This window comes from Paenibacillus sp. J23TS9 (genome assembly GCF_018403225.1).
GTDB lineage: Bacteria > Bacillota > Bacilli > Paenibacillales > Paenibacillaceae > Paenibacillus_AQ.
The window spans coordinates 3,232,169-3,250,730 of the sequence record NZ_BOSG01000001.1; the positions used below are offsets into that span (position 1 = coordinate 3,232,169).

Genomic DNA, 18,562 nt, shown 5'->3' on the forward strand with positions numbered 1-18,562 from the left:
AGGCTTGCTGCCTTCATTGACGCCTTGCTTAATGCGGAACCTGAGAGCTGAAATCATCCCGGCTGGATTGATTCGCGTTGTAGAAAATAATATCGCCATCCGTTATCTTGAATCGGTTGCCATAAGCATCCTGAATATCACGGCTGAAGCCTTCCATCTTCCACTGATTCATCAATGGTGCATAAATGTACTGCAAATGAGGCCTTTTCAGATCTCCCTGCTGAATGGATTCAATATTGAAATTGACGATGATATAGCCGTTTTGGAGAAAGATAGGTGACTTGCTGTCCAGCCCGCCATGTGTTCGCCCATACTCAGCCACATTCGTTCCTGCTATTACGACAAACGGTTCTGCAGGTAAACTGTATTCGCCATACCACTTTTGAATGGAGACATTCGCTCGTTCCTGATCCACCGATGCCGGTATGCTGCTTGTAAGCCTTAGGAATGTCCTTACCTGCTCCGGAAGAATCAGCAGACTGTAACTGCCGACCGGCGTTTTTTGCTTCGTAAAGACATTCAGATAATTTTGGACGTATTGGGCTTTGCTCAAGCTGCCCGTTTGGCCGTAATGATTGTATTTGTAGCTGGCCGTATCGGCCAATTCTACAGCAGGCACGTTCCGCAAACGGTCGTTTAAAATTACGTAGCGTTGAACCTTATCCTCAGCGGAGCCCATCTTGACGAAATTATTTTTGCTCGTATTGTAGTAAAGGTCCACCGGTACACGAGAATCGCCATTGGCATTTAAGGCTTTGCCATCCTTGCTGACATAAAAAAAGCTTGGCGTGATCCGGATGCCATCCAGTGCCCCGAACATATTGCCTTTCGTTTTAAAATCGAATTTGAAGTGATATCCCGTTTTTACGGATACATTTTTATAGCCCTGCAGCGGATTGCTTCCTGGTCTGATCGGCAGGGTAAATTTTGCCTTGTTCCCTCGGGGATCGCCGTCGATAAGATTTTGGCCTACCCAGTAGGACATGCCTGTCTGATTAGCACTGCCGGATTGTGTGCGGAATACCTTTTCCCAATTGTAGTCGGCAATATCGGTGATATGGAAGTCGTACAGCCGCCCTATGACTTCTACAGGCACCTTCAATTCAGCCGCATGATGCGTTAAATTCGTGTTTGCATTCGTTTGAGAGGTATAACCACTGGGCGCATTTTCAGCAATATTGCGGAATGTAACCTGATAATCCCCTTCGTTTACCCAAACAGGTAAATAAAAGGTTGTATCGAGCTGACCGACTGGGATATCCACCCATGTTTCCTTTGGTATGAACTGTGTCTTGTTGGCGTTGTAGACGTCAAAGGGGAACTGCACCTGCTTGATCCGAAAATACTTTGCGTAATCGCGATTGCCATAACCAGGATAATTGGTATGCTGTCCGCTGGTTGGAATCGACACCGTAAACGGACGTTCCAGAATCAGGGCAGATCGACCCCCATTCGGAAATGTTTTCTGGTTATGTGCCGCGTCATCAGAAACGGTGGAATAGTTCACGATAGGAGTGTGGACCGTCACCGGATTAATGCCTTGGATCGAAAAATCCTGGTCTGTTCCGCCGTTAATATTTCCAGTCATTATGTTATAAAAGATTTGTCCGGTACTTTCCTCTTTGCTTTTATTCGTTTTAGAGCTGCTGATCATATGCCCGGGACTATAAAGTACATTGTCGTTAATAAGCTGCGGAGCAGGTATCTGCGATGGGGTTGGTCCCGTTTCCGGCGTGCGCTGGTTGTTTATGATCTTTAGTCCGTTAAAATCCAGTGAATCATTCTCAACCTCTACCTTGCCAACAGATTGCTCGGCCATCCCCTGAAAGGCTCCTTGTTCATTAGGAACGTTCGGCCTGGACTTGCCTCCATTTAACGTTTGCGACGGCGCTTCCTGATCCTCCGGCGGAGCAGGCGGGTAATATTTACCGTCCTGGCTGGCCTGAAATGCAGGCGGATTATAGCCAGAAGGATTGATGGATATTTCATCCCAGGCATAATTTTTGAGCGTTGCGTGGTTAATATCGTATACTTCCAGATTATCTATTTTCCAGAAAGAATACGGCCGCTGAATGCTGTAGCTATATACTTTTTCGTCTTTATCATGCTGTGGGTCCGGCTCGGTATGTGTTCCTTTCCCATCGGGATTGGTTACTGTTTTTCCAGGATCCCATTCCAGAATATATGTCTTTTTTACATTTACCGTGTAGGTGCATACGCCCTTCATCTGGTTGAACTTGTCCTGGTACAAATATTCCTTCGCTTTCACATTTCCGTACAAGCTTTCGGAAGTCGGAATCCCCTGCAGAACATCAAACTTCTCGCTGCCACGGTTGTCTGCCTTAATCACAGCTGTCACGACCGGATCCATGTATTTACCGCTTATCGATTGAGCAGGCTGCGGTTCAGTACATGATACGTCTCCCGGTTGAGGCTCCGGGTCTGTTGGAGGAACTTCTCCGTCTTCTACTGAAATCAAGATCTTATCGTACAGCGTATACATTCCACTTTCCCACTTTACGGTGATCGTTGCCTTTCCTTTAGCCTTTGCCTTGACCTGTCCGGAATGAGGATCAACGACTTCCACCACCGCTTTGTTATCTGAACTCCATGTGGCTTCAGGACGAGTGGTAACATCAACCGGGGATTTAAATCCGGTATCACTTGGCTCGGAAAACGGCTTGGTTTTCACCGCGGCTGTGAAGTTCTTGGTTTCGCCAATAGCCATTTGGTTGGAGCCGGATAAGCTGATTTCTTTGATTTCTTTGACGGTGCCCTCCCATTCGAAATCAATGGGGACGTTATAGTTAAACTGGTACTTCACTGAGCCGTTAGGTCTTGGCTTGATATGAGTTAAAGCAACTTTGTCTGAAAAGGGCTCTCCGCCTGTGGTGACCGTGAAGATGACGTATCTTTTGTCAGGAGTTATAGTTAATGATCCGTTTGAGTAAAATTTATCGCCTCCGGTTTGAAATTGTGTCGTTTTTGTCAATGCAGATTTAATTGAGTCAAACGGGAACTTTTCAATATTAGCCGGCACGCTATTGTTATCTTCAAATTTCCCTGGTTTATAGTTATAGGAGTCTACCTTCCCTGTCACAGCCCTTTTTTCAGGCACTGGGTTATCATGATTATCCCCAGTGTTTTTAGCCTCTACCTTGGTTCCATCATACTGATCAGCTTGAAAATCACCATCATCCATCTGATACCAGTAAACACCAGGCTTGCCTGTGTTTATAGCATGTACAGGTTTCGTAACTACCTGTCTTTTCTGAAATCCAATTGGGCTAATTTCAGCATCATATGGATATCCAAATGCTTCATTGGAATTAGTTGGTGCGGCAGCGTTAACTGATGGTATATCGGACTGTTCATACTGAATTAACAAGAGAATGAGAGTAAAGGATAGTATTGTTGGTATTATCCTTTTCTTGTTCATATAGTCTGTTCACACCCTCAAATTTTCTATTTTTTATAGACAACACTGATTGATGTCCCATCATTAGCCGTTACTGTAGTAGAGTACCGATCTTTATTTTCTGGTAGAGTTTTGATAAACATACCGGCAGACCACATTCGAATACCCTTTCCTTTATCAAAAAAGTGAGAACCATCATTAGGTGGTGTTTTGTATCCAAATTTTGTAGATACATCACCCTCCACTCTAAATCCAGCTTTAAAATCGTTATCGATTGCCCCTAAATATTTTTGATATGTGAAATTGTCCGCATTAGGAGTTACAGTTTCATCGATTAGCACAAGATAAGTCTTTGGATTAACCATGTATTCTTTATCTACAAACATTTTTCCATACACACTTCCAAGATCGGCCATACTTGAACCAGGAATAAAGATATAATGATGAATCTGAATAGTAGCAATACCATTTCTCAGATTAACATTTTTGCCAAATATTTTTAGAAGTCCACCATCAGTAATTGAAAGCTGCGGAGCTATGGTTTTAACATTCGTACCTGTAAGCCCAACCTCTCTCAGCTCACTTAAATCCTGAAAAGAGCTCGCTGCCTTCTCCTGTGTCCCTTCATAACGCTGTAAAATAACTGCCACTTCCGCCCGAGTTGTCGTCTTACCAGCCCCGAAACTATCATCCGGATATCCGGACATGAGACCGGTCCCAAGAACAACGGATACATACGGATAGTCAGCCTTGTTCAAGCCGCCTTTGTAATACTCCGTAACCGGCACAATCGTCTCCTTCGTATCGGACAGTGCCGTTTTGTAATCCTCATCTTTGGCTGCCAGGCCGGAGGCCATCCATTTCGCCATTTCCACGCGTGTCAAAGCCGTACCTGGCTTAAATCCATTGGAATAATCTCCAGCGTTCAAAAATCCTTTTGCTGCAGCTTCGTTCACTTCTTTTTCGCTCCAATGACCTGCCAAGTCTGAAAAAGAACCCACATTCGCTTTCACTTCATTCGTGGATACCCGGTCCAAAATGGCGGCAAATTCCGCCCGCGTAACAGCCGCGTTCGGTCTGAAGCTCCCGTTTCCTTCACCCTTCAAATATCCCTTAGACACCGCATAATCAATAGCTTTTTTAGCCCAGTGGTTGGCTGGAACATCTTTAAATGAGCCTTCCGCTGCTGATGCGGGTTTCCCCCATCCAAGACAAGCGCCAAAGATTAGTGCTATAGCCAACAAAGTGATCATTCTCTTTTTCATATGTACACTCCCTATCAATCACATTTTTTCGTCTCCGCCCACGCCTACCGACGTAACTTCCCAGAAGATAAACCGCGCTGCTTCCTTCCTCACAATCCACTTCTTCTTGTCTTATCCTACGGGACTGCTTGCCCACGTGAATGATCTGGAGCACACCTCCCTCAAAACATATGTATTAGAAACTATTTCTGCGAAATCTCTCATCCTTTGTAACTAGGACAATTGCAGTATACTATAACATTTTTGAAATATTTGTCATAAACAGTCGAATACTCACTTGAAAATCCTGAATATGGATTAAATTACAATCAATTGAACTCGTTATTTTACTTCATCCTCATCACATATCATCCCTGCGCGTGAATATACTTGATTAATAATGACTCATGACTTTTGAAGCTGATTATGCGTATAGGGGAGGTGCTGAACATGCCATCTGACGATCATTCGCTGTTTGTCGTGTCCAAGGAGGACTGGTCACTGCACCGTAAAGGGTATCAGGATCAAGTCCGCCATCAGGAAAAAGTGAAAGAAATGATTAAGCAAAACCTGCCCGATCTCATTACGGAAGAGAGTATTGTCATGTCGGACGGTAAACAGATTATCAAGGTACCCATCCGGAGTCTGGACGAATACCGTTTTATCTATAATTTCCAGAAGCAAAAGCATGTGGGGCAGGGTGATGGTGACAGTCAAGTAGGTGATGTACTCGGACGTGATCCGGCTCAGAAGCCTGGTCAGGGCGAGAAAGCTGGAGATCAGCCGGGGCATGACATCATGGAAGCCGAAGTCAGCATGGAAGATCTGGAGAATATGCTCTTTGACGAAATGGAGCTTCCTTTTATGAAGCCGAAAGAGCAGCAGGATGTGGAGACCGAATCCATTACTTTTAACGATATCCGCAAAAAAGGAATGCAGTCCAACATCGACAAAAAGCGTACCATTCTGGAGAATCTGCGCCGCAATGCCACTTCCGGAACTCCCGGCATCCATCATATCAGCCCGGATGACCTGCGCTACAAAACCTGGGAGGAAATCGTGGTGCCCCACTCCAGCGCTGTCATTATCGCTATGATGGATACCTCAGGCAGTATGGGATCTTTTGAAAAATACTGTGCGCGCAGCTTCTTTTTCTGGATGACCCGTTTTCTGCGGCGGCAATATGAAAAGGTAGATATTGTTTTCCTGGCGCATCATACCGAAGCGAAGGAAGTATCCGAGGAGGACTTTTTTACACGCGGCGAAAGCGGCGGCACCATCTGTTCCTCTGCCTATCAAAAGGCGCTTGAAATCATCGACCGGCGCTACCCGCCTTCCAAATACAATATTTATCCGTTCCACTTCTCCGACGGAGACAATCTAACCTCGGATAACGAACGCTGCGTGCGCCTGATCGGGGAACTGCTCAAGGTGAGCAATATGTTCGGATACGGAGAGGTCAACCAGTACAACCGGAGCAGCACACTCATGTCGGCCTACCGTAATATTAAAATGGAGCAATTTATGTACTATGTCATCAAGGAAAAAGGAGAGGTCTATCAGGCCCTGCGCACATTCTTCCAGAAACAGGAAGGAGCAATCCAAACATGAGTAACAGTGATGAAATCAAGCAGCTCGAATATGCCATCAGCGAAATTATGGAGATAGCCGATGGCTTCGGGCTCGATTATTATCCGATGCGTTACGAGATCTGTCCTGCTGATATTATCTACACTTTCGGCGCATACGGTATGCCGACCCGCTTCTCGCACTGGAGCTTCGGTAAAACTTTTAACAAGATGAAAATGCAATACGACTTCGGACTCAGCAAAATTTACGAGCTGGTCATCAACTCCAATCCCTGCTATGCTTTTCTGCTCGACGGCAACTCGCTGATTCAGAACAAGCTGATCGTCGCACACGTTCTTGCCCATTGTGACTTCTTTAAAAATAATTACCGTTTTTCGACCTCCAACCGCAATATGGTTGAGAGCATGTCCGCCACAGCTGAACGGATCAGCCATTACGAGATGGAATATGGAACCGAAGCTGTCGAGAGCTTCATTGACGCCGTCCTGAGCATACAAGAGCATGTGGATCCCCAACTGGTTAGACCACAGCATCTCGGCAAGCAGCGTTACATGGAATACAAGATCAAGGAGCAGAAAGACTCCCACAAACAAGAGCCTCCTGCTGGCGACTATGATGATCTTTGGAATCTGGATGAACCCAAAACCAAAGACAAGAACACAGTGGCATCACGCCATTTCCCTCCCGAACCGGAAAAAGATATCATGTGGTTCATCCAGGAATTCTCTGAGGTACTTGAGGAGTGGCAGCGGGATATCATGAGTATGCTGCGTGAGGAAATGCTATACTTCTGGCCGCAGATGGAAACCAAAATCATGAACGAAGGCTGGGCTTCCTACTGGCATCAGCACATCATTCGGGAACTGGATCTGACCAGCGAGGAAACCATTGAGTTCGCCAAACTGAACTCCTCTGTCGTACAGCCATCCCGCAACAGCTTGAATCCCTACTACCTGGGCCTTAAAATTTTCGAGGATATCGAGCGGCGCTGGGATCACCCGACGAAGGAAGAGCAGGAACGTGGCGGAAGAACGCCCGGCCGAGGCCGAGAGAAAATTTTCGAGGTGCGTGAGTACGATTCCGATACCTCGTTTATCCGCAATTACTTAACAAAGGAATTAACGAATGATTTGGATTTGTATGTATTCGAGAAAAAAGGACCCGAGTGGAAAATTACCGACAAAGGTTGGGAGCGTGTCCGAGATCAGCTGGTTGTGTCCAGAGTGAACGGCGGTAATCCATTTCTGGTTGTATCCGATGGTGATTTCATGCGAAACGGAGAGCTTGTCGTGCGGCATGAGTATGAAGGCACCGAGCTTGATCTGAAATATATGGAACGGACCATGCCGCATGTCTATCAGTTATGGGGCCGGACCGTCCATCTGGAAACCATAATCGAGGATAAGAAAGTCATGTTCACCTATGACGGCAAAAAGCTGCACCGTAAATTTGTTTAAAGCCTACACCAACCAATATAAAAAGACCCGGGAACCCACCGGGTCTTTTTATTTGCCTCTTATTTACCAACGTACTCGTATAAAACTAATTCTAACCTGCTCTGTATCTCTTACCTGTTAAAGCGGGGAACTCTCCCCTAGCGCAATTCTTATGTTATGCCTTAATTATATCCACGATATTTCAAAGTGTTTCCAACTTGTAAATTATTTTTCCATCGCTTTATATCCGATGCCGTACACAGTTTGGAGAAGATATTGTGCATCCCCCAGCTTCTTGCGCAGACGCTGGATATGAATATCGACAGTTCGAGTCCCGCCAAAGTACTCCATACCCCACACGAGTTCAAGCAAATCCTCGCGGGTATAGACACGCCCCGCATGGGAGACCAGGAGAGCAAGCAGATCGAATTCTTTAGGTGTTAAATCCATGGACCCGCCATTAATATCCGCCGTACGGCGCACCGTATCGACTTTAAGACCTTCAAGGCGATAAACCTCCGAGTCTGCAGGTGGCGTTGGATCACTACCTTTATCTAATCGGCGTACAATGGATTTGACTCTGGCCACCAGCTCACGGATATCAAATGGCTTGCTCATAAAGTCATCCGCACCGAGCTCCAGTCCCAGCACTTTATCTACAATATCGTTTTTGACGGTCAGTAAAAGAATACCGATCCCCTTGACGTTTTCCAGCCGGCGGCAAACCTCATACCCATTCAGCTTGGGCATCATTACATCCAGGACGAGCATGTCCGGCCGGAAGGAGGTTACCTTCTGCAGTGCTTCTTCCCCGTCCGCTGCCGTTGATACCTCAAAGCCCTCGCGTTTCAAGGCGTAAGTAATGGCACTGCGAATGCTTTCTTCATCATCGACCACAAGTACTCTTCTCTGGTCCATATTATCACTTCCCGTTTCAAACCGAAGTTTTTCTGATTTCATTTATTATAAAGAATAGTGCCCTGTGATGAAACAGCAGCCAAAAATAAAGAGCATGCCTTTACAAGCATACTCTACCATTTATTATTTATTCACTATGGTTCCGAATAGCGTGCCGTTGATTCGCGGATAACCAGACTGGAAGGCTCGGTAACGACCGGAGGCGGATATTCAGTGCTCTTAATCATCGAGATCAGCTCTTCAATCGACTTCACGCCAATGGCGTGAATATTCTGGTTGATCGTGGTCAGACCCGGCTTGAACAGCTCAGCTTCATAAATATTATCAAATCCCACGACTGATATATCACCGGGAACGGAAAGCCCATGAGCTTCAATCGCGTGAATGACTCCAAAGGCAGCCATATCAGAAGTACAAACTACGGCCGTCGGTGGCTGATCCAGCTGCAGCAGCATTCTCATGCCTTGAATACCGCTATCGTAGGAGTAATCCCCGTTCACAACATAATCCTCACGATATGGAATGGAGGATGTCTCAAGACCGTCACGATATCCCGCCAAGCGGCTTTCGTTAACGGGCTGCCCTGGTACACCCGCCAAATAGGCAATTCGTTGATGTCCAAGCTCGTATAAATGCCGGACCGCCATATGTACGCCATTTCGGTTCTCAGTCGTAATATTACCTGCCCGTTGACCGGTCGCATCCATATCCACAAACATGGTTGGAATTCCGGATTCGATCAGCTCCCGAATGCTGTGATGATCCTTTTCCACTCCGAACACGACCACTCCGTCTAAATTACGGCTCTGACAGTGATCGACAAAAGAGTAACCGGGATCATTCAGCCGGGCGGACAACCGCATGAGATCATATCCGCTGTTTTCCAGTGCCGTCTTGATGCCTTCCAGCAGCATCGCCACATATGGATTGGTAAAAGGTATATTAATGAGGACCCCAACGGTCCAGGATCTCCCGGTCACCAGACCCCGCGCAATGACATTGGGTCTGTAGCGAAGCAATTCGATCGCATTCTTGACTTTTTTTCTCGTCTTTTCACTAACATCCGGATAGTGATTAATCACTTTGGACACCGTTGCTACCGAAACCCCTGCTTCTTTTGCTACATCATGAATTGAAGCCAAATTAGATCACCTCGGACTACGGATTGCAAATACATGCTCAATCAGTTCTTCTATCCCTATAACTCATGATGTGTCCTCTATTATACTTGAAATGATAAGTCAGAGATATAGAATTTTCTGCATGAAAATGGAAAAAGAGTAATCCGTTGAAGGAATCTAGCTTTTATTTTGAATTTCCGCCAGATCCTGCGTCAGTTTCTCGATCATCGTCACAAATGAAGCGAGTTCCTGTGAGCTGCTGGCCTGCTCTCTGGCATGAATAGTCGTCTTTTCCGTTTCATTCTGTACGCGGCTCAGCCGCTGCATAATGCCGGACACCTTGTCCTGAATCTGCTCCAAGGCTTCACGCGAATGCATCGCTAGTTTGCGCACTTCTCCTGCCACCACGGTAAACCCTCTGCCCATATCTCCCGCATGCGCAGCTTCAATCGCCGCATTCAGACCAAGCAGATGCGTCTGATCTGCGATCGCTTTAATGAGTACACCCATATTTTCAATCTGCTTCACATCCTCGTGAAGCTCGTCCATCAATACATGAGCCGTTTCCTGTGAGTCCGCAGTGACCTGTGCAGAAGTCGCAATTTGCCCTGCGCTCTCATTCAGTTCGGCAACCATGCCCGTTAATTGCTGCACAACCTCTGTAACCGCTTGCAGCACATGCTCTTTTTCATCGGCCAGATCTTTCAGTTTTTCCTTCTCTTTCAGTTCATAGGCTTCCAAAACGAGCTGTGAATCAAGATTGAACATTTTGCTGAGTGAATGGATAACCGAAACCCATTGCTCCGGCACCACCTGGCGCATCAGGTCTGTTGCGATATCCAGGTATGTCATGTAGCTGCCAAGATAATATTCGACACTCAGGCCCACGCGAGAGTGCACAAGACCGATCGCAATTCTTTTCTCCAGATATTCATCATCAATTTTACCGTCAGCCAGCGACATCCAATATTCTCTTTGAGTGTCCTTTAATCTCTCAATCGTCGTGGTTTTCCCGATAAGCTCCATCAGTTCCGGTTCGGTGGCGATATGCTTGTAAAAATGGTTCACGACTTCTTCTACCACTTTCACGAATACCGGACGAAATTGCAGAAGGTTCTCCAAGTCTTTTTCGGTCAACCTGATATAATCAATCTGTTTCTGCCGTTTAGAGGTTACATTAATCATGTAAAAAGGCACTCCTTCTTTATACCTAAAATTTTCCGTTGATACAGCAACTTTGTATATTATAGACTATATCGACAGCTTATCCACTAGATTTGAACTGTTTTTTTTATATTTTATAGCAAACAGCGAAAAACCGCCCTCTTCCGAGGACGGTTTAATTGTTTATCGGTTCAGCAGGCTTCCCACATATTTCAGCAATTCATTCGCACAGACCGGGCAGTACCCGTGATCATCCATAAGACGTTTGCTGACCTCATTAATTCGCTTGAGCTGGTTCGCATCCGGCGTTTTCGTGGATGTGGTGATCTTGACGATATCCTTCAAATCTGTAAACAGCTTTTTCTCGATAGCTTCACGCAGCCGGTCATGATTATGGTATTCGAATTTCTTTCCTTTGCGTGAATAGGACGAAATGCGGATCATGATTTCTTCCCTAAACGCTTTCTTGGCATTTTCCGAAATGCCGATCTGCTCTTCAATCGAGCGCATCAACCGCTCATCCGGATTCATCTCCTCGTCTGTCAGCGGATCACGAATTTTGGACATATTGCAGAAAGCCTCGATATTATCTAAGTAATTTTCAAATAGCGTCTTGGCAGACTCATCGAAAGAGTAGACAAACGCCTTTTGCACTTCTTTTTTCGCGAGCTCGTCGTATTCTTTACGCGCAACGGCGATAAAATTCAAATAACGTTCCCGCTCCTCTTTGTTGATCGAGGCATGCTGATCCAGTCCGTCCTTAATCGCTCTCAAAATATCCAGTGCGTTAATGCACTGAAGATCCTGCTTAATCAAAGCACTGGAAATCCGGTTAATGACATAGCGTGGATCCACGCCGGACATACCTTCCTCCAGATATTCGGTCTGCATTTCCTTCAGGTCTGCTTCCTTGAAGCCCTCAATCTCTTCCCCGTCATACATCCGCATCTTTTTGACGAGATCCATTCCATGCTTTTTCGTTTCCTTCAGACGAGTGAGTATGGAGAAAATAGCAGAGGATCGAAGCGCATGCGGCGCAATATGCACATGCTTCATATCGCTTTGCAGAATCAGCTTGTTGTAAATTTTCTCTTCATCTGAAACTCTAAGATTGTATGGGATCGGCATAACAATCATCCGTGATTGCAGTGCCTCATTTTTCTTATTGGATATAAACGCCTTATACTCGGATTCATTGGTATGGGCCACAATGAGCTCATCCGCCGATATTAACGCAAATCGCCCTGCCTTGAAATTACCTTCCTGGGTAAGTGACAGCAGATTCCACAGAAACTTCTCGTCACACTTGAGCATTTCCTGGAACTCCATCAAGCCGCGATTGGCCTTATTCAGCTCTCCATCGAAGCGGTATGCCCGCGGGTCCGACTCCGAGCCAAATTCCGTGATCGTTGAAAAATCGATGCTGCCTGTCAGGTCGGCAATATCTTGTGACTTTGGATCTGAAGGACTAAATGTACCAATCCCTACACGGGCATCCTCGGATATGATCACCCGGGTCACAGGTACCTTTTCGATATCACCGTCGTATTCCTGCTTCAGGCGCATTTGGCAGGATGGGCATAAATTCCCTTCAATGCGCACCCCCAGCTCTTGCTCTACCTCTTGCCTTAACTCCAGCGGAATCAAATGCAGTGGTTCCTCATGCATCGGGCATCCGTCAATCGCATAAAAGGCTCCCTGCTCTGTCCGTGAAAATTTTTCCAATCCCCGCTTCAGGAGTGTCACCAGTGTAGATTTACCACCACTTACCGGGCCCATCAGGAGCAATATCCGTTTACGGACATCGAGCCTGCGCGCGGAAGAGTGGAAATACTCCTCTACGAGCTTCTCCACAGACCGGTCTAACCCGAAAATCTCCTGTTCAAAAAATTTATAGCGTTTATGGCCGCCCACCTCCTCCACACCGTACGACTTGATCATGTCATACACGCGCGCATGAGCGGTGATTGCCGCTGAAGGATCTTGACGGAGCAGTTCAATATAATCTTTAAAAGTGCCATTCCACGCAAGTTGATCGCTTTCTGCCCGATAGGCCGCTACGCGTTCGAAAATATCCATGCTAGTACCTCCTATGACTACGTTTTGAGTTGTCAAAAATTCGATCAAAGCGTCAAGGGTCAACTTCATCCCATTTGATCCCGATTTTCACATTATCCTAATCAAAAAGTGTATTACATACCTATGCTGATTATGGGGATTAGTTGACCTATTTTTTCGCAAAAGGAGGATTGTCTTTTATCAAATGTTATAATATAGGAAACGAAAGAAGGAACGGCTTGGCCGACTTTTAGCAAAGGGGAATGTTCATGACCGTACAGCATGAAACCGAGCTGTATGAGCCGTTGAAGGCTTTTTTCGAACAGCAAGGATATGAAATCAAGGGAGAGGTTCGGAACTGCGATCTGGTTGGGGTTCATCCGGAGAAAAGCGAGCCTCTGATTGTCGAAATGAAAAAAACGTTCAATCTCGCACTGCTTTTGCAGGGGATGGAACGTCAACAAATGAGCTCACAGGTATATTTGGCGGTAGAACGCAGCAGAACCAAGCGCGGAGCAGTGAACCAGCGTTGGGGCGAGATCACGAGGTTATGCCGCAAGCTGGGCTTCGGACTGATTACCATTACCTTTTTCAAAACAAAAAAACCTTTCGTCGAGGTTCTATGCGAGCCGAATCAACAAGAACCAGTCAAAAGCATCAAGAAAAGACGTAAGGAACGGCTCTTATATGAATTTCATGAACGCAGCGGCGATTACAATATCGGCGGCAGCAGCCGTGCGAAGCTGATGACTGCTTACCGTGAAAAGGCACTGCGAGTTGCGCTCGCACTGGCAAGTGCTCCGCCCGAAGGCGCTTCTCCCGCTTCACTGCGGGATCTGACTGGGATAGGGAACACAGCAAGTATCCTTCGAAGCAATTATTACGGTTGGTTCGACAGGATCGGGCGCGGGCGTTATGCGCTTACTCCAGCCGGTGCGGAGAGTCTCAATCTATATGCGGGGGTACTCGAAACCGCCCCTGCATCTCCGGCAGTTGAACAGAAATCTAAAAAGCGCTAGCTTCGGGCCGTGAATTCTGAGATAGCCTCTCCGATCAAATTCATACCCAGGAGCAGTTCATCCCTGCCCGGATGGGTAAAGTTCAGCCTGATATATTCACTGCCTTCCCCTTTTGCATAGCAAAGCGTTCCGGGTAAAAAGGCCGCTCCCTTATCCAAAGAGCATTTCAAGAGGGCCACACTGTCCAGTGCCTCCGGGAGCTTTACCCAAATGAACATACCGCCCTTGGGCACTTCGAAACGGGCACCTTTCCATGCCGGACGTTTCAAAAGCTCAGTCATCAGCTTCAGCCGGGTCTCGTATTCACGATTCAGCATCTGAACATGCTCATGAATATCAAACGTCGAAGATTCAAGCAGATAATGCAGCAGGCACTGGTTAAAATGGCTCGACTGCCAGTCAGCCAGCTGTTTGGCCATGACCATGGTTTCGATCATCGCCTTGTTCCCCGCAGCCCAGCCTGTACGGAGCGCCGGAACCACCGTCTTGCTGAAAGAGCCGATATACAGCACTTGACCTCCCTTACCCGAATCATCAAGCGAAAACAAGGAAGGATACTCGGTATAAAACTTCTTCTCGGTTATTCCCCCGAAGTGCAGATCTCCATAAGAATTGTCTTCCACAATCAGAAGCTTGCGTGATTTGCAAATCTCCAGTACTTCCTTGCGCCGCTCAAGACTCCACAGAACTCCTGTGGGATTCGTGAAGTTTGGGGATACCAGCAGCAGCTTGGGTCTTAAACTCTCCAATTGCTGGAGCAAATGCTCCGGACTGATCCCGTCCTCATTACCTTCCACAGGAACGATGACAGCCCCCTGCATTTTCAGAATCTGCAGAAATCCCGGTGAAGTCGGATGTTCGACCAGTACAGGATCCCCGGGCTCCACATATACACGGGCAAGGAGATCCACAGCCTGCTGGCTGCCTGTAGTGAGCAGAATTTGGGCCGCATCCACATCCGTATGTTTCATCTGCTTGAAGTTTGCGCACAGCCACTTCCGCAGCGGCAAATAGCCCTGAGGCTCGCCGTACTGCAGCGCCGCAGGGCTTTTCGATATGACGGCTGCCGCGGCAGCCTCCAGTGATGATACCGGGAACAACTCCTCCGCAGGAAGCTCCTCCGCGAAAGAGATAAATGAATCCCGTGTAGACAGTGATCTCATGAAGTGAAGCGGTGACGACAACATAGCCTTCGTGCGTTCCGCAAAGGAATACTGCATGATATCTCCTCCTTCTTCCAGTTCCAATCCACCGTTCTCTGCCTTGTATCTATAGCCCATATCAGGATTCCATAAAATCCTCACATGTATATATATCGTGGTTTAACTGAAAACAGGACTTTTTTGACGCGTTGTAAGTGCAAACTTTTCAATGGCCTGCGCCCGGGTGGATACTCCCAGCTTCACATATATCTTACGCAAATAATTATCGATGGATCGCCGGCTGACCGCAATTTCTGTCGCAATCTTGTCATAGGTAATCCCCTGAACGATCCGCTCCATAATGAAAATCTCCGTATCCGTCAAATGATAAAGTCCACCATCGATAACCGGTTGCTGAACCTGCCAAATACCGTTCTTCAGCCAATCCATCGGAAGTGTTGCGAGTCCTTCGCGCAGACCGTCAATCATAAGCATCAGCTGTGCCGCGGACGCCTGCTTCGACAAAATTCCGCTTCCTCCGAGATTCACCACCGAATGCAGCAGCTTGATCCCATCAGTATCCGTCAAAATAATAATATGGCTCGCTGGGGATGAATGCGTCATTTTTTCAAGCAGAGTTTCTGCTGTTCCTTCCGGCATTTGGTAGTCCAACAGCACCAATTCCGGCTGCTGCTCCATGACGAGTATCAGTCCTTCATCCCAATTTGAGGCCATGCCTGTTACTTTTAGCTCTTCCTTTTCTTCCAAAATCAATTTGGTTCCCAGCATACTTGTGGGGTGACTGTCTATAATCACGACCCGCCAAACCTTCGTCATTTCAATTGAAACCCCCTGCTAAATAGAGTGGAATGATTACATAAACGTATAATTCAGCTATGTTGAATAACGCGTTAAATGCTTGTTTCAAGACGTATGAAGTGTATAAAATGGTGTCGGAGGTGTTTTTTAGTAAATTTTGTTAAAGTTGCGCTTTTTCATGCCTTTGCTGCAAATAATCTAACAAGATTGTATCGCAACGCTTCCATGTGGTGCAATCTCTTTTTAGGCTTTTCTGTGACTTTAGATTCATTTTTGCGAAAAGAGCAGGGGAATGTTAGAATGAGGGCTGGCAAGAAAAGGCTCTTTATAGGAGTTTCCCAGAAGACAGTGCATGTTTTGCGGAGTTTTCTTGCGATACCATGATGTGTGGTCAAGAAGTTTATAGTACTGATATTTTTAAAAATCCAGTTGTAACCGGGGTGATGATAATGCAATCTTCGACACAGCCATCCGCACCTTATCAGAACCGGACAAAACGGGAAAAATCCCCTTCAGTGAAGCTCGTCTTACTTATTTGGATATTGCTCATAGCTGCAGGAATTACAGCCGCTTATTTATACAGCAATCATGTGAAGCATGAAATGCTCCAGCAGCTTCAGGCAGATTCACACAAACAGATGAACGAGCTGAAGATGAGCTACGAAGCAAAATTCGAAGCTTTGTCCGGTGAAGTAAAGGAGCTTGAAAGCAAGGTGCAGTCGTTTAATGAGCTTCTGACGTTTACCAAAGACAATGCCACCAGCAAAACGGATAACAGCAATAAGCTGTACACGCAGCTGAATGAAGTCAAGAAACAGCTGAATACATTGCAGCAGAAAATGGATCTGCTCAAATGAACTTAGAAATGAAACAGATCAACCGGTTTTTCCTGCTTGCGACTGCACCCTTTTTAGGACTTTTTCTATTTCTATTATTCAGCTTTACACCCGTACATGTTGAGGTCGATACCGCAGCCTATGTTCCTGATGTTACACTAAAGGATCGGACTGCAATACTTAAGCAGGATTTGGACAAAGCTGACCAGTCTGTAAAGGTGACCATCTCTTCCATCCGCAAGACATCGGCACTTTACAAGCAAACGACCACAACCATGAATTCGATTGTCACGAATGCAAAAACACAGGCGGTTCGCCCGGAGTACTTATACAACCGGCGGATTACTGCCAAGCTTGGCGTTCCTTTTGAACGGGTGGAAAGCGACCGCATCCGTATCGAGCTGTATAAGGTAAATCCGGGTGTTTACAAAGGTTACGCCATGAAGGTGAAGCTCAAGGATCCTGCCGCTATGCAGATGAGTCTGGGACGGGATAACATAGGCAGCTCTGAAACCACTATGCAGGCCGTGAGCAGACACGGAGCCGTAGCAGGCATCAATGCCGGAGGCTTTGCCGACAACGGTGGTAAACGCTATCCGCTCAGTACCACGGTCATGAACGGACAATACTTGACCGGTTTTGAATCAAGCTTCAAGGATCTGTTCTTCGTGGGTATGGACAATTCCGGCAAGCTAATCGGAGGAAAGTTCAGCAACAAAACAGAGCTCGACAGCCTGAAGCCAAAATTCGGAGCCACATTCGTACCCGTGCTTCTTAAAAATGGACAACCCATGCCGATTCCGGAAAAATGGCAGGTTTCGCCGAAGCGTGCCCCTCGTACCGTCATTGGTAATTATAAAGATGATCAGCTGCTCATCATCGTAGTTGACGGGTATAGTGAAAGCGGAAGCTCAGGCGCTACGCTCCAAGAGCTGCAGAACAAGATGTATGGACTGGGCATAAAGGATGCTTATAATTTGGATGGCGGTGGTTCTTCATCCCTTATTGTAAACGGAAGAGTGGTTAATAATCCGTCAGATGGAAGTCTGCGGCCGGTTCCAACACATTTTTTATTCTACAAATAAAACAATACTCATTTATTTTTTGTGAAAGTCTGGGTATAATATTCTTAATGAGCATGGTAGTATAGCGGGAGGTGGCCTTCATGTCGTTCTCATTAACTTTTTGGATTATTGCATTGGTGCTTGTTATGTTCCTGGCTGGCATCTTAACCGCAGGTTTTAACGAGGATAAAACCAAAGGTCTGTAATTTTAGGCCAAGAAGGCTTCCTGAACAAGGAAGCCTTTTTTTCTTGTCTTTTTTACCGGACATCCGATACAAAAAAGAAACACCACGAATCATCGTGATGCCTGAAATGATGGTTATGCATGTTTTTGAAGCTGCGCCATATCGACTTGGCATTGACCACAGATATAACGTTCTTTAAATTCGCTCACATCATCCATGGAGCCGCAGAATACACATTTGGGACGATAACGTTCCAGGATGATATGATCTCCCTGCACTAAAATCTCGACAGGGTCCCCCTCATTCATCTGATACCGTTTTCGCAACGATTTGGGTAAGACAATTCTTCCCAGCTGATCGACTTTGCGAACTACACCAGCAGGTTTCATAGACCAACTACACCTCTCCTATTAACTAGTCAACTTCTTTTATGATTAGAAAGTACTCCCTGGCATGTTAAAACGTCTTTCCAACCAAAAAAAATGGGTCTTTCTTAATAGTTCTATATGAGGATGTCGAATCCTGCTAACATTTCGAATTTTTATTTC

The 18,562-nt window shown here is 46.3% G+C and carries 14 protein-coding genes; 5 read left to right on the top strand and 9 right to left on the bottom strand.

What is annotated here, in order from left to right; all coding sequences use genetic code 11:
* Positions 1-28: 28 nt before the first annotated feature.
* Positions 29-3,439, bottom strand: coding sequence for a DUF5704 domain-containing protein (locus tag KJS65_RS15115; protein ID WP_213650510.1), 3,411 nt, complete (start codon positions 3,437-3,439; stop codon positions 29-31).
* Positions 3,440-3,465: 26 nt separating this feature from the next.
* Positions 3,466-4,683, bottom strand: a complete 1,218-nt coding sequence (locus KJS65_RS15120; RefSeq protein WP_213650511.1) for an S-layer homology domain-containing protein — start codon at positions 4,681-4,683, stop codon at positions 3,466-3,468.
* A 429-nt stretch (positions 4,684-5,112) separates the two neighbouring features.
* Between KJS65_RS15120 and yhbH the strand changes: the two genes are divergently transcribed.
* Both yhbH and KJS65_RS15130 read left to right on the top strand, forming a co-directional pair.
* A complete protein-coding gene (gene yhbH, locus KJS65_RS15125) occupies positions 5,113-6,273 on the top strand; it encodes a sporulation protein YhbH (RefSeq protein ID WP_213650512.1) in 1,161 nt (386 codons plus the stop codon).
* Positions 6,270-7,709: a SpoVR family protein gene (locus KJS65_RS15130; RefSeq protein WP_213650513.1), complete on the top strand. Its 1,440-nt coding sequence runs from the start codon at positions 6,270-6,272 to the stop codon at positions 7,707-7,709. The genes yhbH and KJS65_RS15130 overlap by 4 nt, the downstream gene beginning before the upstream one ends.
* A 204-nt stretch (positions 7,710-7,913) precedes the next feature.
* Here KJS65_RS15130 and KJS65_RS15135 read toward each other — a convergent pair whose 3' ends face one another.
* The 4 genes from KJS65_RS15135 to KJS65_RS15150 form a co-directional block, all read right to left on the bottom strand.
* Positions 7,914-8,606 (bottom strand): response regulator transcription factor, encoded by a 693-nt coding sequence (locus KJS65_RS15135; protein ID WP_213650514.1) that lies wholly within the window; start codon positions 8,604-8,606, stop codon positions 7,914-7,916.
* Positions 8,607-8,740: 134 nt separating this feature from the next.
* Positions 8,741-9,748, bottom strand: coding sequence for a LacI family DNA-binding transcriptional regulator (locus KJS65_RS15140; protein ID WP_213650515.1), 1,008 nt, complete (start codon positions 9,746-9,748; stop codon positions 8,741-8,743).
* 156 nt (positions 9,749-9,904) lie between these two features.
* On the bottom strand, positions 9,905-10,912 hold the full coding sequence (locus KJS65_RS15145; protein WP_213650516.1) for a globin-coupled sensor protein: 1,008 nt from the start codon (positions 10,910-10,912) through the stop codon (positions 9,905-9,907).
* A gap of 162 nt (positions 10,913-11,074) precedes the next feature.
* Positions 11,075-12,970 carry a PrkA family serine protein kinase gene (locus KJS65_RS15150; protein WP_213650517.1) on the bottom strand — a complete coding sequence of 632 codons (1,896 nt, stop codon included), beginning with the start codon at positions 12,968-12,970 and terminating at the stop codon, positions 11,075-11,077.
* A 248-nt stretch (positions 12,971-13,218) separates the two neighbouring features.
* Here KJS65_RS15150 and KJS65_RS15155 point away from each other — a divergent pair, with 248 nt between their 5' ends.
* The gene (locus KJS65_RS15155) at positions 13,219-13,968 is read left to right on the top strand and encodes a DUF2161 domain-containing phosphodiesterase (RefSeq protein ID WP_213650518.1); all 750 of its coding nucleotides are present in this window, start codon (positions 13,219-13,221) and stop codon (positions 13,966-13,968) included.
* On the opposite strand, the gene KJS65_RS15160 is transcribed toward KJS65_RS15155, so the two are convergent.
* Together KJS65_RS15160 and KJS65_RS15165 are read right to left on the bottom strand one after the other, a co-directional pair.
* Positions 13,965-15,188, bottom strand: coding sequence for an aminotransferase-like domain-containing protein (locus KJS65_RS15160; protein ID WP_213650519.1), 1,224 nt, complete (start codon positions 15,186-15,188; stop codon positions 13,965-13,967). The two genes, KJS65_RS15155 and KJS65_RS15160, sit on opposite strands and share 4 nt — an antisense overlap.
* A 102-nt stretch (positions 15,189-15,290) precedes the next feature.
* Positions 15,291-15,947 carry a response regulator transcription factor gene (locus KJS65_RS15165; RefSeq protein ID WP_213650520.1) on the bottom strand — a complete coding sequence of 219 codons (657 nt, stop codon included), beginning with the start codon at positions 15,945-15,947 and terminating at the stop codon, positions 15,291-15,293.
* A 431-nt stretch (positions 15,948-16,378) separates the two neighbouring features.
* Here KJS65_RS15165 and KJS65_RS15170 point away from each other — a divergent pair, with 431 nt between their 5' ends.
* Positions 16,379-16,786, top strand: coding sequence for a hypothetical protein (locus KJS65_RS15170; RefSeq protein WP_213650521.1), 408 nt, complete (start codon positions 16,379-16,381; stop codon positions 16,784-16,786).
* Entirely contained in the window at positions 16,783-17,850 is a 1,068-nt protein-coding gene (locus KJS65_RS15175) for a phosphodiester glycosidase family protein (RefSeq protein ID WP_213650522.1), read from the top strand. The genes KJS65_RS15170 and KJS65_RS15175 overlap by 4 nt, the downstream gene beginning before the upstream one ends.
* 298 nt (positions 17,851-18,148) lie before the next feature.
* Here KJS65_RS15175 and KJS65_RS15180 read toward each other — a convergent pair whose 3' ends face one another.
* A complete protein-coding gene (locus tag KJS65_RS15180) occupies positions 18,149-18,403 on the bottom strand; it encodes an AbrB/MazE/SpoVT family DNA-binding domain-containing protein (protein WP_136604076.1) in 255 nt (84 codons plus the stop codon).
* Positions 18,404-18,562: the final 159 nt, after the last annotated feature.

What these genes read in the sequence shown, in the direction of transcription:
- KJS65_RS15150 (WP_213650517.1), bottom strand. Translation starts at nt 12,970, where the DNA reads ATGGATATTTTCGAACGCGTAGCGGCCTATCGGGCAGAAAGCGATCAA.
- KJS65_RS15175 (WP_213650522.1), top strand. Translation starts at nt 16,783, where the DNA reads ATGAACTTAGAAATGAAACAGATCAACCGGTTTTTCCTGCTTGCGACT.
- KJS65_RS15145 (WP_213650516.1), bottom strand. Translation starts at nt 10,912, where the DNA reads ATGATTAATGTAACCTCTAAACGGCAGAAACAGATTGATTATATCAGG.
- KJS65_RS15165 (WP_213650520.1), bottom strand. Translation starts at nt 15,947, where the DNA reads ATGACGAAGGTTTGGCGGGTCGTGATTATAGACAGTCACCCCACAAGT.
- KJS65_RS15155 (WP_213650518.1), top strand. Translation starts at nt 13,219, where the DNA reads ATGACCGTACAGCATGAAACCGAGCTGTATGAGCCGTTGAAGGCTTTT.
- KJS65_RS15120 (WP_213650511.1), bottom strand. Translation starts at nt 4,683, where the DNA reads ATGAAAAAGAGAATGATCACTTTGTTGGCTATAGCACTAATCTTTGGC.
- KJS65_RS15160 (WP_213650519.1), bottom strand. Translation starts at nt 15,188, where the DNA reads ATGCAGTATTCCTTTGCGGAACGCACGAAGGCTATGTTGTCGTCACCG.
- KJS65_RS15135 (WP_213650514.1), bottom strand. Translation starts at nt 8,606, where the DNA reads ATGGACCAGAGAAGAGTACTTGTGGTCGATGATGAAGAAAGCATTCGC.
- KJS65_RS15170 (WP_213650521.1), top strand. Translation starts at nt 16,379, where the DNA reads ATGCAATCTTCGACACAGCCATCCGCACCTTATCAGAACCGGACAAAA.
- KJS65_RS15180 (WP_136604076.1), bottom strand. Translation starts at nt 18,403, where the DNA reads ATGAAACCTGCTGGTGTAGTTCGCAAAGTCGATCAGCTGGGAAGAATT.
- KJS65_RS15115 (WP_213650510.1), bottom strand. Translation starts at nt 3,439, where the DNA reads ATGAACAAGAAAAGGATAATACCAACAATACTATCCTTTACTCTCATT.
- KJS65_RS15130 (WP_213650513.1), top strand. Translation starts at nt 6,270, where the DNA reads ATGAGTAACAGTGATGAAATCAAGCAGCTCGAATATGCCATCAGCGAA.
- yhbH (WP_213650512.1), top strand. Translation starts at nt 5,113, where the DNA reads ATGCCATCTGACGATCATTCGCTGTTTGTCGTGTCCAAGGAGGACTGG.